The organism is Pantoea brenneri (assembly GCF_038594305.1).
Classification (GTDB): Bacteria; Pseudomonadota; Gammaproteobacteria; order Enterobacterales; family Enterobacteriaceae; genus Pantoea; species Pantoea brenneri.
This window is the reverse complement of sequence record NZ_JBCGBG010000001.1, coordinates 788,088-802,817: the sequence shown is the minus strand read 5'-3', so window position 1 is coordinate 802,817 and position 14,730 is coordinate 788,088. Positions and strand designations below refer to the sequence as shown.

Annotated in this window: 13 protein-coding genes; all 13 read right to left on the bottom strand. The window is 55.1% G+C overall.

Going from position 1 to position 14,730, the window contains the following annotated elements; translation table 11 throughout:
• Positions 1-21: 21 nt before the first annotated feature.
• Positions 22-663 carry a protein phosphatase CheZ gene (gene cheZ / locus AABB92_RS03615; RefSeq protein ID WP_031376442.1) on the bottom strand — a complete coding sequence of 214 codons (642 nt, stop codon included), beginning with the start codon at positions 661-663 and terminating at the stop codon, positions 22-24.
• 9 nt (positions 664-672) lie between these two features.
• Positions 673-1,062 (bottom strand): chemotaxis response regulator CheY, encoded by a 390-nt coding sequence (gene cheY / locus AABB92_RS03610; protein ID WP_046288263.1) that lies wholly within the window; start codon positions 1,060-1,062, stop codon positions 673-675.
• A gap of 39 nt (positions 1,063-1,101) precedes the next feature.
• Entirely contained in the window at positions 1,102-2,151 is a 1,050-nt protein-coding gene (locus tag AABB92_RS03605) for a protein-glutamate methylesterase/protein-glutamine glutaminase (protein WP_031376440.1), read from the bottom strand.
• Entirely contained in the window at positions 2,151-3,020 is an 870-nt protein-coding gene (gene cheR, locus AABB92_RS03600; protein WP_031376439.1) for a protein-glutamate O-methyltransferase CheR, read from the bottom strand. The genes AABB92_RS03605 and cheR overlap by 1 nt, the downstream gene beginning before the upstream one ends.
• Before the next feature lie 83 nt (positions 3,021-3,103).
• Positions 3,104-4,780: a methyl-accepting chemotaxis protein gene (locus AABB92_RS03595; RefSeq protein ID WP_031376438.1), complete on the bottom strand. Its 1,677-nt coding sequence runs from the start codon at positions 4,778-4,780 to the stop codon at positions 3,104-3,106.
• Positions 4,781-4,886: 106 nt separating this feature from the next.
• Positions 4,887-6,449 (bottom strand): methyl-accepting chemotaxis protein, encoded by a 1,563-nt coding sequence (locus tag AABB92_RS03590; RefSeq protein ID WP_046288262.1) that lies wholly within the window; start codon positions 6,447-6,449, stop codon positions 4,887-4,889.
• A gap of 205 nt (positions 6,450-6,654) precedes the next feature.
• On the bottom strand, positions 6,655-8,325 hold the full coding sequence (locus AABB92_RS03585; protein WP_046288261.1) for a methyl-accepting chemotaxis protein: 1,671 nt from the start codon (positions 8,323-8,325) through the stop codon (positions 6,655-6,657).
• A gap of 161 nt (positions 8,326-8,486) precedes the next feature.
• Positions 8,487-8,984, bottom strand: a complete 498-nt coding sequence (gene cheW, locus AABB92_RS03580; RefSeq protein ID WP_031376437.1) for a chemotaxis protein CheW — start codon at positions 8,982-8,984, stop codon at positions 8,487-8,489.
• Positions 8,985-9,007: 23 nt separating this feature from the next.
• On the bottom strand, positions 9,008-10,999 hold the full coding sequence (gene cheA, locus AABB92_RS03575) for a chemotaxis protein CheA (protein WP_031376436.1): 1,992 nt from the start codon (positions 10,997-10,999) through the stop codon (positions 9,008-9,010).
• An 11-nt stretch (positions 11,000-11,010) separates the two neighbouring features.
• A complete protein-coding gene (motB, locus tag AABB92_RS03570) occupies positions 11,011-11,952 on the bottom strand; it encodes a flagellar motor protein MotB (RefSeq protein ID WP_031376435.1) in 942 nt (313 codons plus the stop codon).
• Positions 11,949-12,836 (bottom strand): flagellar motor stator protein MotA, encoded by an 888-nt coding sequence (gene motA / locus AABB92_RS03565; RefSeq protein ID WP_031376434.1) that lies wholly within the window; start codon positions 12,834-12,836, stop codon positions 11,949-11,951. Before motA ends, motB begins: the two co-directional genes overlap by 4 nt.
• Positions 12,837-12,968: 132 nt before the next feature.
• Positions 12,969-13,547 (bottom strand): flagellar transcriptional regulator FlhC, encoded by a 579-nt coding sequence (gene flhC, locus AABB92_RS03560; RefSeq protein ID WP_031376433.1) that lies wholly within the window; start codon positions 13,545-13,547, stop codon positions 12,969-12,971.
• Positions 13,547-13,897: a flagellar transcriptional regulator FlhD gene (flhD, locus tag AABB92_RS03555; RefSeq protein ID WP_031376432.1), complete on the bottom strand. Its 351-nt coding sequence runs from the start codon at positions 13,895-13,897 to the stop codon at positions 13,547-13,549. Before flhD ends, flhC begins: the two co-directional genes overlap by 1 nt.
• Positions 13,898-14,730: the final 833 nt, after the last annotated feature.

The following is a 14,730-nucleotide window of genomic DNA, read 5'->3' as shown; positions in this document are numbered from 1 at the left end:
CCCGCGGGCTGACGGTCGCGATTAAAACCCTAAGCTATCCAGCAGGTCATCAACCTGATCCTGGTTCGCTACCACGCCCGGTGCATCGGTGTGGATCTGCGGACCGTTCAGCAGGCTGGTGCCTTCCTGACGCTTCTCGGCACTGACTTCCGGCATGTTTTCCAGCAGCACCATTAACAGCTGGCGCTCAATTTCCTGGATAACATCCATCATGCGTTTGATCACCTGACCGGTCAGGTCCTGGAAATCCTGCGCCATCATGATTTCAAGCAACTGCTTGTTGGTAAAGGACGTATGATCCGGCACGGCAGCAAGGTATTCGCGAGTATCCGTCACCAACTCACGCGCATCGGCCAGTTCAATTGGGTTTTCAAACCATTGGTCCCAACGCCCTTTCAGCTGGGTTGCCCCGGCTTCCATCTTATCCTGATGCGGTTGTGCCGCTTCAACGCAGTTCAACGCACGGTCGGCGGCCTGCGCCGTCATCTGCACCACATAATCCAGACGATCGCGGGCATCGGGAATGGCTTCAGCCGCATCGGCAATGGCTTTATCCAGCCCCAGCTCACGCAGGCTATCGCGCAGCATACGCGTCAGAGAGCCGATGCGGGTAATGATGTCGTGTGCCGAGGCATCCTCAGTTGGTTTCGGAAGGTCGCTCATCACATCTCCTTACATGCCCAGTTTTTCGAAAATTTTGCCCAGTTTTTCTTCCAGCGTGGCGGCAGTAAATGGCTTCACTACGTATCCACTGGCGCCGGCCTGAGCGGCAGCAATAATGTTTTCTTTTTTCGCTTCCGCGGTCACCATCAATACCGGCAGGCTGCTCATCGCAGCATCGGCACGGATGGTTTGCAGCAGCTGCAGGCCATCCATGTTCGGCATGTTCCAGTCGGAAATGACGAAGTCAAAACCACCTGCTTTCAGCTTTGACAGCGCGTCCACGCCGTCTTCTGCTTCTTCTACGTTATTGAAGCCCAGCTCTTTCAGCAGGTTACGTACAATACGACGCATCGTATTGAAGTCGTCTACTACCAAAAAGCGCATGTTTTTATCAGCCATATCTACTCCTGTGTTATCTCGCCCGGCAGGACGGGCCTGTTAAATACGCAATGCCTGTCCGGCGCTAATTTTCGCCAGCATGTGCTGGCTGATGTTGCTTAAATCCACCACTTCGCTCACGCCGCCTGTGGCAATCGCCTCACGCGGCATGCCAAATACCACACAGCTGGCTTCGTTCTGGGCAATCGTCCAGGCGCCGGCCCGATGCATTTCCAGCATCCCGGCCGCGCCGTCGTTGCCCATGCCGGTGAGGATCACACCGACCGCATTTCGTCCGGCGTTGATCGCTACCGATTTGAACAGCACATCCACTGAAGGCTTATGCCGGTTAACCGGTGGCCCTTCATTCAGTTTCACCACATAGTTGGCCCCGCTACGGCCCAGCTCCATGTGCATGGCACCTGGCGCGATGTAAGCGTGTCCCGGCAGAATACGTTCACCGTCTTCCGCTTCTTTCACCGTGATCTGACACAGTTTGTTCAGACGCTCGGCGAAGGAGCGGGTAAAACCTGGCGGCATATGCTGGGTAATCAGCAGCGCCGGACTGGTGGCAGGCAGCGGCTGCAGCACATGGCGAATCGCCTCGGTGCCGCCGGTAGAGGAGCCAATCGCAATCAACTTCTCGCTACTCAGCAGCGGACCCGCCTTCAGCGCGACCGGCACCGGCATCGCCGCCCGGTTGTGCAGTCGGGCGCGCGCCGCCGCACGAATTTTGTCGCCAATCATCTGGCTGTACGCCAGCATCCCTTCACGGATGCCGAGCTGCGGCTTGGTGACGAAGTCCACCGCCCCCAGCTCCAGCGCCCGCAGGGTAATTTCCGAGCCTTTGCCGGTCAGCGAAGAGACCATCACTACCGGCATCGGCCGTAAACGCATCAGTTTTTCGAGGAAGTCGAGGCCATCCATGCGCGGCATTTCCACATCCAGCGTCAGCACCTGCGGATTAAACTGCTTAATCAGATCGCGGGCGACTAACGGATCGGGCGCCGTAGCGACCATCTCCATATCCGGATGGCTATTGATGATTTCCGTCATCAGTTGCCGCATCAGCGCAGAGTCATCTACGCACATCACGGTGATTTTGCTCATCATCTTTCCTTCGTCAGTCCATAGACGGTTTGTCCGCGCAGCCAGAACTCTTTACTGATCTGACTGAAGTTCTCTGAGTGACCGGCAAACAGGATGCCGCCGGGCTTGAGCAGCGGAACAAACCGACGCAGAATTTTCTCCTGCGTCTCTTTATCGAAATAGATCATCACATTGCGGCAGAAAATGGCGTCGAACTGGCCCGGCAGCGCCCAGTCATTGGCCAGCAGATTGAGCTGGGCAAAGCTGACCATGCTGGCCAGTTCAGAACGCACCCGCACCATCCCGGCGTGAGGACCGGTGCCGCGCAGGAAGAAGCGTTGCAGCTGCGCCGGTGACAGCGTGCGCAATTCCTCCTGGCGATAGACGCCGGCCACCGCTTTCTCCAGCACCTGGGTATCGATATCGCTGGCGTGGACCTGGAACTTACCCGGTCCGGTACCCAGCGTTTCGGCCAGCGTCATGGCAATCGAGTAAGGCTCTTCACCGGTTGACGCGGCGGTACTCCAGACGCTGAAATTTCCCTGACGCTTACGGGCATGCTCCGCGAGGATTGGAAAGTGATGCGCCTCGCGGAAAAACGCCGTCAGGTTGGTGGTCAGGGCATTGATAAACGCCTGCCACTCTGCGCTGTTAGGATCGTGTTCCAGCAGCGCCAGGTAACGACCGAAATCATCAATATTCAGCGTACGCAGACGACGAACCAGACGGTTGTAAACCATCTCGCGCTTGTGATCGGCCAGCACGATACCGGCACGCTGATAGATCAGCTGGCTGATGCGACGGAAATGCGTATCCGAGAGCGGTAAGCGCTGCACCATTTGCGACAGCAGCGTTGTCGTCTCATTTTGCTCGAATGTCGATTTTTTCATTTCTGCACCTGGCCTGAACTAAAACACATTAATTTTCTGCTGCGATGCCCGACTGCCACAGGGTAGTCGGGCCTTCCAGGCGATTAAAAGGTTTCCCAGTTGTCGTCGCCGCGAGAGGCAGACTGACGGGCAACGGTTAACGGCGCATCCAGCTGGAGGCTTTTTGTCGCCGTTGTCTTGTTAACGGCCTGGACGACAAATTCTTTACCAATATTGAACACTGAGACCGCTTGTTTTAAGTGGCTGGCCTGATCTTCCAGTGCCGCCGCAGCCGCAGCCGACTCTTCCACCAGTGAGGCGTTCTGTTGCGTAACCCGATCCATCTCGGTTACGGCCAGACCGACCTGATCGATCCCGCGGCTCTGCTCATCCGACGCCGAGGCGATTTCGCCCATGATGTCGGTAACGCGCGTCACCGCACTGACGATGTTGCTCATGGTGTCGCCGGCGCTCTCTACCAGCACCGAGCCGGTATTGACGCGGCTGACCGAATCTTCAATCAGACCTTTGATCTCTTTAGCGGCCTGCGCGCTGCGCTGTGCCAGGCTGCGCACCTCGCCCGCCACCACCGCAAAACCGCGACCCTGTTCACCGGCACGGGCAGCTTCCACCGCGGCGTTGAGCGCCAGGATGTTGGTCTGGAAGGCGATGCCGTCGATCACGCTGGTGATATCAGCAATCTTCTTCGAGCTACCGGCAATCTCTTTCATGGTGGTCACGACGCCATCCACCACTTTGCCACCCTGCTGGGCCGTTTCTGAGGCGTTGAGCGCCAGCTGCGACGCCTGACGGGCGTTTTCGGCGTTCTGCTTCACGGTTGCGGTCAGCTGCTCCATGCTGGCAGCGGTCTGCTCCAGCGAGGCGGCCTGCTGTTCGGTACGCGATGAGAGATCGTTATTGCCGATGGCGATTTCGCTGGCACCGGTATAAATGGCGTCAGACCCGTCGCGCACGGTACGCACGGTGCGCACCAGCTCCTGCTGCATGTACTGTAATGAGGTCAGCAACTCGCCAATTTCGTTACGCACTGAAAGATCAATCGGCTGAGTCAAATCGCCGCGCGCAATATGCTGGATATGCTCAATGCTCTGACGCAGAGGACGGATCAGTACGCTGCGCATTACGTTCCACACCAGGATAATCATCAGCAGAGTGACAGCCAGCGTCGCGATCACGATGGTGATTGAGCGGCTGTAGGCCTGTTCATTGGCCTGAACGCCCTGCTTCGACAGCACCAGGTTGTACTCCAGCCAGGCGTTGTAATCTTTCTGGAATTTGTCCTGATAACTCTGGGTCGGCTGATCGACAAAGCCCTTGAAGTTGCCGCTGTTGAAAAAGACCATCAGCTCTGCCAGCGCGTCGTGGTACGCCTGGTAGTTGGCCTGCAGCGCCTTGACGTTATCGGCATTTTTGCCTTTTTCCGACAGGTTGGCATTGAACTGTTGATAGCCCAGTTCGGCCTGTTTCAGCTCCTCACCCGCCAGCGCCACCAGCTCTTTGACCGTGGCACCCGATCCCGACATCTGCGCATCCTGCAGGAAGCGAATACCGGCGCGGTTAAGGGTGTTACGCGCCTGAACCAGCGAAACCCATGAGGTGCCCATCGCCTGCTGCAGCGTGTTCAAACGCTGGTTATAAGCAAAATTTTCTTTATCTGAACTAACGGTTTTGAAAAACATTCCGCCGGAAAACAGCTGCAGCAGCGCAAACAGCGCCAGCACGCACAGCAGACCGGTCACAACACGTACACGACTAAACATACACACCTCATTGGTTGGCGATTCGCTTCTATTTATCGGCGCATCGGAGGGGAACTTTATGCACGGCGGCGGCTTTACCGCAGCCGCCGTGAGGAGAGGAGAGAAATTACGCGCGGGAGACTTTAAATACGGAGACGGCCTGGGTCAGCACGCTGGCCTGCTGCTCCAGTGCAGCAGCAGCAGCGGCGGATTGTTCAACCAGTGAGGCGTTCTGCTGGGTGACGCGATCCATCTCGGTAACCGCCTGGCCGACCTGCTCAATGCCACGGCTCTGCTCATCAGACGCCGAGGCGATCTCGCCCATGATGTCGGTCACGCGGGTTACCGCCCCGACGATATCGTTCATGGTGCTGCCGGCGCTTTCAACCTGCAATGAGCCGCTGTTGACGCGCGCCACCGAATCTTCGATCAACCCTTTGATCTCTTTAGCTGCCTGAGCACTGCGCTGCGCCAGGTTACGCACTTCACCGGCCACCACCGCAAAACCGCGACCCTGCTCACCGGCCCGGGCGGCTTCCACCGCGGCGTTGAGCGCCAGGATGTTGGTCTGGAAGGCGATGCCGTCAATCACGCTGATGATGTCGGCAATCTTCTTCGAACTGCCGGCGATCTCTTTCATGGTGCTGACCACGCCATCAACCACTTTGCCACCCTGCTGAGCGGTTTCTGACGCGGTCAGCGCCAGCTGTGATGCCTGACGTGCATTGTCTGCGTTCTGTTTCACCGTGGCGGTCAGCTGCTCCATGCTGGCGGCGGTCTGCTCCAGTGAGGCGGCCTGCTCTTCGGTACGGGCGGAGAGATCGTTATTGCCGGCGGCGATCTCACTGGCACCGGTAAAGATGGCGTCAGATCCGTCACGCACGTTGCTGACGGTCATCACCAGAGACTGCTGCATTTCCTGAATGCCGGCCGCCAGCTGGCTCATTTCATTGCGTCCTTCCACGACGATCGGCTGCGTCAAATCGCCAGAAGCGATCGCGCGGATCTGCGCCAGCAGCTGTTGCAGCGGCTGAATCAGCACCTGACGCAGGCCAAACCAGCAGGCGACGATCACCACCAGCACCGATACGGCAATTACGCCCAGCAGCCACATCATCTGGGTAAAGGCCTGCTGGTTCTGTTCGATTCCCTGCTCAGCCAGTGCGGTCTGACGGGCGCGCCACTCACCGTAGCTGCCCTGCATCGCTACCTGTTTCTGTTCAATATTCTGTTTGAACATCCCTTCCAGATCGCGCGCCTGCAGACTTTTAATCATCTCTTTCAGGCCGCTGTCGTAGCGGGCGTAATCAGCTTCCAGCCGGTCACGCAGCGACACCTCCATGCCTGCGGTGCCCGGCAGATTGTAATAAACCTGGAAGTGACGATCGGCTTCGGCTAACTGTGCGTTAGCTTTGTTCATCAGATCGTCGAGCTGACCGCCGTTCATCTGTGAAGCCATGCTGGTTTGCAGTCGCAGCATGGCGCGGTTCAGCGTGGTCCGGCTGTTGTTCAACGAAATATAGGCGTCGGTCATCGCCGTGACGTTACGATTGGCGACTTGCGACAGGGCAAACGCCGCTTTGTCGGTGTTCAGCGCTGACCAGAACAGGCTGCCAGACAGCAGCTGGAGCGCGCCAAAAATCACCAGTACCGCGATCAGACTGGTCACCACTTTTATTCTTTTTAACATCTTGTTCCCCTGCAGGTTGATTAAGGTGCAGCGGCTATATCGGCGGCCAGTCGCGATGTGTTAACGCTTTTCACCGCTTTTCAGCGACAATCGGCTTTTGTAATTAATAATATCGCGGCAGGACGGTGGGTTTGGCTTTAGTCAGGCTGGCGAGAGAAAAAGCGCAGGTGCGCACCCCGGCTATGCAGACGGGGCGCGCGATAGATCAGAAGGTTTCCCAGTGGGTATCGCTGACCGGTGCGGTCAACGCTTTACGCGGCGTCAGCGCCGTCGCTGGTGCGGCAATCGGCAGATGTTTAGTCAACGCCTGGCCCACGGCTGCACGCTTAATCTTAAACACCGCAACCGACTGGCTGAGGCGACTGGCCTGATCTTCCAGTGAGGCCGCCGCAGCAGCGGACTCTTCCACCAGCGAGGCGTTCTGCTGAGTCACGCGATCCATTTCGGTAACCGCCTGGCCGACCTGGTCGATACCGCGACTCTGCTCATCCGACGCCGAGGCAATCTCACCCATGATGTCGGTTACGCGGGTCACCGCATTGACGATATCGCTCATGGTTTCACCGGCGGTGCCGACCAGCTGAGAACCGGTGTTCACCCGGTTAACCGAATCTTCAATCAGCCCTTTAATCTCTTTGGCTGCCTGCGCGCTGCGCTGGGCCAGATTACGCACTTCCCCGGCCACCACCGCAAAACCACGGCCCTGTTCACCGGCGCGAGCGGCTTCCACCGCGGCGTTGAGCGCCAGGATGTTGGTCTGGAAGGCGATGCCGTCAATCACGCTGGTGATATCGGCAATCTTTTTCGAGCTGCCGGCGATGTCGCGCATGGTTTTCACCACGCCATCGACCACATTGCCGCCTTTCTGCGCCGTTTCTGAGGCGCTTAACGCCAGCTGCGACGCCTGACGCGCGTTCTCGGCGTTCTGTTTCACCGTGGCGGTCAGCTGTTCCATGCTGGCAGCGGTCTGCTCCAGCGAAGCCGCCTGCTGTTCAGTACGGGCCGAGAGGTCATTGTTACCGGCAGAAATTTCGCTGGCTCCGGTGAAAATGGCATCTGAACCTTCACGCACGTTGCTCACGGTGCGCACCAGCGACTGCTGCATATCATGCAGGCTGGCCGCCAGCTGGGTCATCTCATTACGGCCTTCAACCGCGATCGGCTGGGTCAGGTCGCCCTGAGCGATGTGCTGAATATGAGTAATGTTGGTGTTCAGCGGAGTAATTAATACCTTACGCAGACCGAACCAGCACAGCACGATCACTGCTGCCACCACCGCCATGATGGTACCCAGTATCCACAGCATCCGGCTGTAGGCAGAACTGTTCTCGTCAACACCGATGGTGGTCAGGCGGTTCTGATCGGTACGCCAGTCGGTATACAGCTTCAGAAACGCACTCTGGCTGGGCGCCACCGGGGCTTTGCCGGCCGCTACCAGATCGTCAGACTGCAACGCGACCTGCAGCGCATTCAGCGCATCGGCGTAGGCGCTGTAGCGCTGATCCAGCTGCTCGTTAAGCTGCAGATTTTGTCCCGGCGTATCGGGCGTCTCTTTGAACACTTTGTAAAAACCGGCCGCCGCCTGCTGAAAGCCTTTGCTGTCGTCAAACAGGCCGGCTACGTCCGCCGGTTTCCCTTCCAGTTTACTGGTGGCGAAACGCAGCTGAATGCGGGTCAGTAACACCCGGCTCTGGTTAAGACTCATATAGGCATCATTGAGCGCCTGGGTGTTCTGCATCGCCAGCTGCGAAACGGCAAAACTTTGCTTGTCGTGGCTGAGGGCGGAATAAAAAACGGAGCCGGAAAAGGCCTGTAACAGCCCAAACATCAGCAATACCAGCAGCAAACTGGTAACTACGCGGATTTTCGTTAACATGATTAACCCTGAAAAATGTAAGTGATAAAGCAGCAAGATGATTATCGGCAGGCGATAGCGGGAAATTAGGCCAGAAAGAATTTTTATTAATTGAAAAATAAAGAAATTATTCAGCAGCAAAACTGTCACAGGCCGGGCATATCCGGCCTGTGACGGTGGGATTATGCGCTACGCAGATTATCCACCAGCGCCATTTCATCGCTGCTCAGCAGCTTCTCAATGTCCACCAGAATCAGCATCCGCTCGCCGAGTGCGCCCAGCCCGGTCAGGTACTCGGTCGACATAGTGACCGCGAACTCCGGTGAAGGACGGATCTGATCCTGAGTCAGCGACAGCACATCAGAGACGCCATCCACCACGATACCGACCACGCGGTTTTCGAGATTCAGCACGATCACCACGGTGTTGTCGTTGTATTCAACATCGGGCTGCGAAAACTTCACCCGCAGGTCGATAATCGGCACGATCACGCCACGCAGGTTGGTGACGCCGCGAATAAATTCAGGCGTATTGGCGATACGCGTTACCTGATCGTAACCGCGAATTTCCTGAACTTTGAGAATATCGATGCCGTACTCTTCGTCGCCCAGCGTGAAGACCAGAAACTCCTGACCCACAGTTTCGCCAGCGATTTTTGTCACGGTTGCCATTCCATTCATGTTATTTACCCTTTCGTTATCAATCAGGCGGCAGCGCCGGCCACACGTTTTTCACGGTTAAGTGATTGCAGTGCTGATACATCAACAATCAGCGCTACGCTACCATCGCCAAGAATGGTGGCGGCTGAGATGCCCGGCACTTTGCGATAGTTACTTTCCAGATTCTTCACCACCACCTGATGTTGACCAATCAGCTGATCGACCAGCAGCGCGTAACGCTTGCCCGCGCTTTGCAGAATGACGACGATGCCTTGCGTGGCCTCGGTTTTCGCCCCCTGCACATCAAAGACGTTCCACAGCTCGACCAGCGGCAGATATTCTCCGCGCACTTCCAGAACGCACTCGCCACCGGCCAGCGGTTTCAGCTCTTCGGCGCGCGGTTGCAGTGATTCCATCACCGCATTCAGCGGCAGGATAAACACTTCATCGGCAACGCGTACCGACATGCCGTCGAGGATCGCCAGCGTCAGTGGCAGCAGGATACGGATGGTCGTACCCTTGCCCTGCTTAGACGAAATTTCGACGTGACCGCCCATCTCCTGGATGTTTCGTTTCACCACGTCCATGCCAACGCCGCGTCCGGAGACATCGGTCACCTGCTCGGCGGTTGAGAAGCCAGGCGCGAAAATCAGCATGCCGACATCTTCGTCGCTCATGTTTTCGCTGACCGGCAGGCCGGATGACAGCGCTTTCGCCAGGATACGCTCACGGTTCAGGCCGGCACCGTCATCGGATACTTCGATGCAGATGTTGCCGCCCTGATGTTCCGCTGACAGCGTCAGGTTACCGGTCGCCACTTTACCGGCTGCCAGACGTTTATCCGGCGATTCGATACCGTGGTCGAGGCTGTTACGCACCAGGTGAGTTAACGGATCGATGATGCGTTCAATCAGGCTCTTATCGAGTTCGGTTGAGCTGCCCAGCAGGGTCAGTTCCACCTCTTTGCCGAGCTTGCTCGCCAGGTCACGCACCAGACGCGGGAAGCGGCTGAAGACATATTCCATTGGCATCATACGAATCGACATCACCGATTCCTGCAGATCGCGGGCGTTACGCTCCAGCTGACCCATGCTGTTAAGCAGGTCGCCGTGGGCTACCGGATCGAGTTCGCCGGAACGCTGGGCCAGCATCGACTGGGTGATCACCAGTTCGCCAACCAGGTTGATCAGCTGATCGACCTTTTCCACCGCGACGCGGATGCTGGTTGATTCGTTTGATTTGGCCGGGGCCGCCACGCGCTTGCTTTCGCGTTTCACGGCAGCAACCGGCAGTTCGGTAACGCTGGCCGTCTGCACTTCAGCAGCCACCGCTGCCGCTGGCACTTCTGGTGCCACAACCGCCGCGACCGGTGCGTTCTCTTCAGGCTGCGGGAAGCGAATCTGGGCTTCATCAATCACGAAGCAGAGCACCGCAACGATGTCATCTTTACCGACGCCATCAATGCAGACGTCCAGCATGTTGCTGCCCTTCTGCACGTTGGTCAGGGTGCCGAGATTGCCCATCTCTTCCAGCATCAGATCGACTTCTTTCTCTTTCAGGTCGATCAGCTGTACCCGCAGCGCACTGCTGCTGGTCGCGGGCGCGCTGGCAGATGGCGCAGCACTGGCTGGCGCTTCAACCGGCAGGCCTTTAGCCTCTAACGCCAGCTGACGCAGCGCTTCACAGATATATTTAAAGCTCTCCGCGTTCGGCTCTTGCGCGGTTTTATAAGCATCGAGCTGTTCCTGCATAATATCTTTGGTTTCCAAAAACAGGTTGATGATGTCGGTGCTGAGCTGCATCTCGCCGCGACGAGCACCATCCAGAATGTTTTCCAGGATGTGAGTGGTTTCCTGTAATACCGTAAAACCAAAGGTTCCGGCTCCACCTTTAATCGAGTGGGCGGCGCGGAAGATGGCGTTAAGCTGTTCAGAGTCTGGTTCCTGCGGGTCGAGACCCAACAGGTGTTGTTCCATATCCGCTAACAGCTCATCGGCTTCATCAAAAAACGTCTGGTAAAAATCGCTGATGTCCATACTCACGGGGATCACCTCGGCTGTGAGGGGGCTGCTGTATTCACCGCGCTGCCTGGTGATGCAGGTGCGGTAATCTGTTCAATCGCCGCCGGATCGCTGATCTGGACGGCATCACTTTCTGCGTTCTCTTTTTCTATTGCCGCTTCGGTGTCGTGGTTCAACACCAGCAGGCTGATACGGCGGTTAACCGCATCATTCCCGCCGCGATTTTTCAGGCGCATGGTGTCGGCCATGCCTAACACCCGCAAAATTTTGCCGCTGTCTAACCCGCCAATGACCAGTTCACGCCGCGAGGCGTTGGCACGATCGGCCGATAACTCCCAGTTGCTGTACCCTTTTTCACCGCTGGCATACTGGAAGTCATCGGTATGACCCGCCAGGCTGATGCGGTTAGGGATGTCATTCAGAATCGGCGCAATGGCGCGCAGAATGTCGCGCATATAAGGCTCGACTTCGGCTCTGCCGGTCTTAAACATCGGGCGATTCTGGCTGTCGATAATCTGGATACGCAGCCCCTCTTCCACCATGTTGATGATCAGATGCGGGCGCAGCGCTTTCAGACGCGGATCGGCTTCAATCAGCTGATCGAGCTTTTCCCGCAGCCGGTTAAGACGAATCTCGTCCAGCTTGCGTTTCTGCTCATCCATATCGACCACTTTCTTTACTTCACCAATCTTTTGCGTCGGATCGTCACCGCCGCCAGGGATCGGGCTTTCACTGTCGCTGCTGCGCTGTCCACCGGTTATCGCCACTTTAAGCGGCGTTTTGAAGTAGTCAGCGATCTGCACCAGCTGCTGCGGGTTAGCGATTGAGAGCAGCCACATCACCATAAAAAACGCCATCATCGCCGTCATAAAGTCGGCATAGGCGATTTTCCACGAGCCGTGGCTGCCTTCATGTCCTTTATGTTTGCGCTTTTTAATCAGCACAATTGGGCGATTGCCGTGCTTCATGAGGTCTCGTCCGAAGTCTGTTTAGCCGGGTTTTTCGCGTTACGTACGTGCTCTTCCAGTTCGCTGAAGGAAGGACGTTCAGCCGAGTAGAGCGTTTTACGACCAAATTCCACTGCAATCTGCGGTGCATAGCCATTGAGGCTGGAGAGCAACGTCACCTTGATGCACTGCATCATCTTGGTGGTTTCAGCACACTTCTGGCGCAGCACTGACGCCAGCGGTGAGATAAAGCCATACGCCAGCAGAATACCGAGGAAGGTACCGACCATCGCATGGGCGACCAGCGCACCCAGTTCCGCCGCCGGGCGATCGGCCGAGGCCAGTGCGTGCACCACCCCCATTACTGCCGCCACGATACCGAAAGCTGGCAGGCCATCACCCACCGCCGCTATACTTTGCGCCGGTACGTCACACTCGTGTTCGTAGGTCTCAATTTCTTCATCCATCAACGCTTCAATCTCGAAGGCGTTCATGTTGCCGCTGACCATCAGACGTAAATAATCGGTAATAAAATCCACTAACTGCTTATCGGCAAGAATACGCGGATAATTAGCAAAAATTTCGCTCTGGCTGGGATCTTCAATATCGCGTTCCAGCGATAACATCCCCTGCTGACGTGATTTGGCCATCAGGCGATAAAGCAGCGCCATTAAGTCCATGTAAACAGCTTTGTTATATTTTGATCCGCGAAATAACAAAGGTAACGCTTTCAGCGTTTTTTTAATCGACTTACCGTTGTTACCCACTAAAAATGCGCCGGCACCGGCCCCGCCGATCATTAATAATTCGGCTGGCTGATACAGCGCGCCAAGATGACCGCCCACCAGCGCATATCCGCCCAACACGGAGCCTAAAACAATCAAATAACCTACAATTATTAGCACAAGAAATCCTTACGTCCGTAACGTGTTGGTGGAAGTTAAGCCAGAGAGCCGCAGGTGTTATTCGTAAAACGGAAGCAAAAAAAAAGCAGCGGTATTAACCGCTGCTGGATGGCTTCCACAGTGCGAACAAACTTAAACGGCGCGTTTAACCTGTTCATCCAGCAGTTGTGGAAACATATCGGCAGAATCTGCAGAAAGTTTACGTCTTTTTACGGCACGTGATGGCGGCTGGCACAGGCTGCAGACAAAGCTGCCTACCGGCTGATGGGCATGATTAATAAAGCTGCCATTACAGCTTTTGCAATCGGCCAGTTCCAGCATGCCACTTTCAACGAATCGCACCAGGGTCCATGCACGCGTTAGCGCCAACAGCGGGCCCTCGTCCGATTGCGGACACTGTTCGAGATATAACCGGTAGGCTTTGATCACGGCCTCAACGCCGCTGCACAGTCCGGTTTTCAGTAAAAACTTCCAGGCGTTACAGAACATGGAAGCATGAATGTTCTGCTCCCAGGTCATAAACCAGTCGGTCGAAAAAGGCAGCATGCCTTTAGGTGGCGGGCTGCCACGCAACTCTTTATACAGCTTAATCAGACGGCCACGGCTCAGCTGGGTTTCGCTTTCTAACATCTGTAAGCGCGCGCCAAGGGTAATCAGCTCCATCGCGAGCTGAATATCACGCGCTTCCTGAACAATACTTTTCTCAGTCATCACATCGCCCTCTTTTTAGCAGGCGCGTCATCTTTAGACGCGTTACGCAGTAAACGGCTGGATAATAAAATGCCGGTGTGGATTTGTTGTAAATCATCCACGCGTGATTCCTGCGTCAGGCGATTAATTGTGCTGCTGTCGGTAAAACGAAACTGGCAAACCAATTGATTGGTTTCCGCCATTTTTACCATTTCAGGCAGAGTTAATTCAGATAATGCATCCGCCATTTTCTCGTCAATACCGAGGCGAAACATTGCAGATGCTTTTTCCTGGTTAATTAATCGCTGCGCAAGCAGTAAATATGACAAATTGAGATCGTAAATATGTTTTAGTAATTCAGATGTACCCATTTTTCCATCCTGAGAGATGCGACGTAACTTCACCACAGATTATTTTCTGCGTATCGAGCTGCTGATTGGTAAATCTAAAGATGGCAAAAAAAAATTTTTTGTCGTGCAAATGTCACTGCTCTTCGCCTTCATCTTATGTGCGGGTTTCAGGTCCGCCGAAAGTCAAAAATCCAGGCCATTTTATTTTCGAGTTGTAACCATCTTCCGTGACGTCTTCTTACATTTTTTAAGACTAATCCGAAAACAACGCAAATCTATATCGTCTGATTTCCACATACAACGACAGTAATGTGAAATTTTAGATAAAGTGTGACGCAGATCACACTTTTAACGCAAATTTCTTCAGCAACCCTTTACGATCCTTTGTCTGTTGCTCGTTTTTTAAGCAAAAAAAGGCGATTTTAAGTCGAATTGGTCCTGAGAAAGGTTTAATAGGGGGTAAAACAGGCTCTATTCCACGGTTTGACAGCAGGCTGATCTAATGTTGGTGTTAATCGATTTAACACCCTATTTAGAACCATTTAAAACAGACATAACAGAATATTATGCTGTTCAACGGGGTGATCAATCGCTTTCAAATTAATAACTTAGGGTAAGTATCGCAGGGAGTGAGTAATGAAAGCGTTAAGGTTTTTACGGCAGTATTGGCACTGACTGGCAACTTAACGTTAACAGTTGCAGTCGTGTGTTTAGTATACGACACCAGATGTAACAATGGGTTACATAAGCAAGGTGAATGAATCGAGGGGAGTTTTAATCAGGCCTGATAAGTATCGGCAGCCAGCGGAAAAACTTGAGTTAAGAAGTTAAAGAAAGCGGGCTGAGCCTCTTAT

Coding starts and splice junctions, on each gene's coding strand:
- cheZ (WP_031376442.1), bottom strand. CDS start 663: ATGAGCGACCTTCCGAAACCAACTGAGGATGCCTCGGCACACGACATC.
- cheY (WP_046288263.1), bottom strand. CDS start 1,062: ATGGCTGATAAAAACATGCGCTTTTTGGTAGTAGACGACTTCAATACG.
- AABB92_RS03605 (WP_031376440.1), bottom strand. CDS start 2,151: ATGAGCAAAATCACCGTGATGTGCGTAGATGACTCTGCGCTGATGCGG.
- cheR (WP_031376439.1), bottom strand. CDS start 3,020: ATGAAAAAATCGACATTCGAGCAAAATGAGACGACAACGCTGCTGTCG.
- AABB92_RS03595 (WP_031376438.1), bottom strand. CDS start 4,780: ATGTTTAGTCGTGTACGTGTTGTGACCGGTCTGCTGTGCGTGCTGGCG.
- AABB92_RS03590 (WP_046288262.1), bottom strand. CDS start 6,449: ATGTTAAAAAGAATAAAAGTGGTGACCAGTCTGATCGCGGTACTGGTG.
- AABB92_RS03585 (WP_046288261.1), bottom strand. CDS start 8,325: ATGTTAACGAAAATCCGCGTAGTTACCAGTTTGCTGCTGGTATTGCTG.
- cheW (WP_031376437.1), bottom strand. CDS start 8,984: ATGAATGGAATGGCAACCGTGACAAAAATCGCTGGCGAAACTGTGGGT.
- cheA (WP_031376436.1), bottom strand. CDS start 10,999: ATGGACATCAGCGATTTTTACCAGACGTTTTTTGATGAAGCCGATGAG.
- motB (WP_031376435.1), bottom strand. CDS start 11,952: ATGAAGCACGGCAATCGCCCAATTGTGCTGATTAAAAAGCGCAAACAT.
- flhC (WP_031376433.1), bottom strand. CDS start 13,547: ATGACTGAGAAAAGTATTGTTCAGGAAGCGCGTGATATTCAGCTCGCG.
- flhD (WP_031376432.1), bottom strand. CDS start 13,897: ATGGGTACATCTGAATTACTAAAACATATTTACGATCTCAATTTGTCA.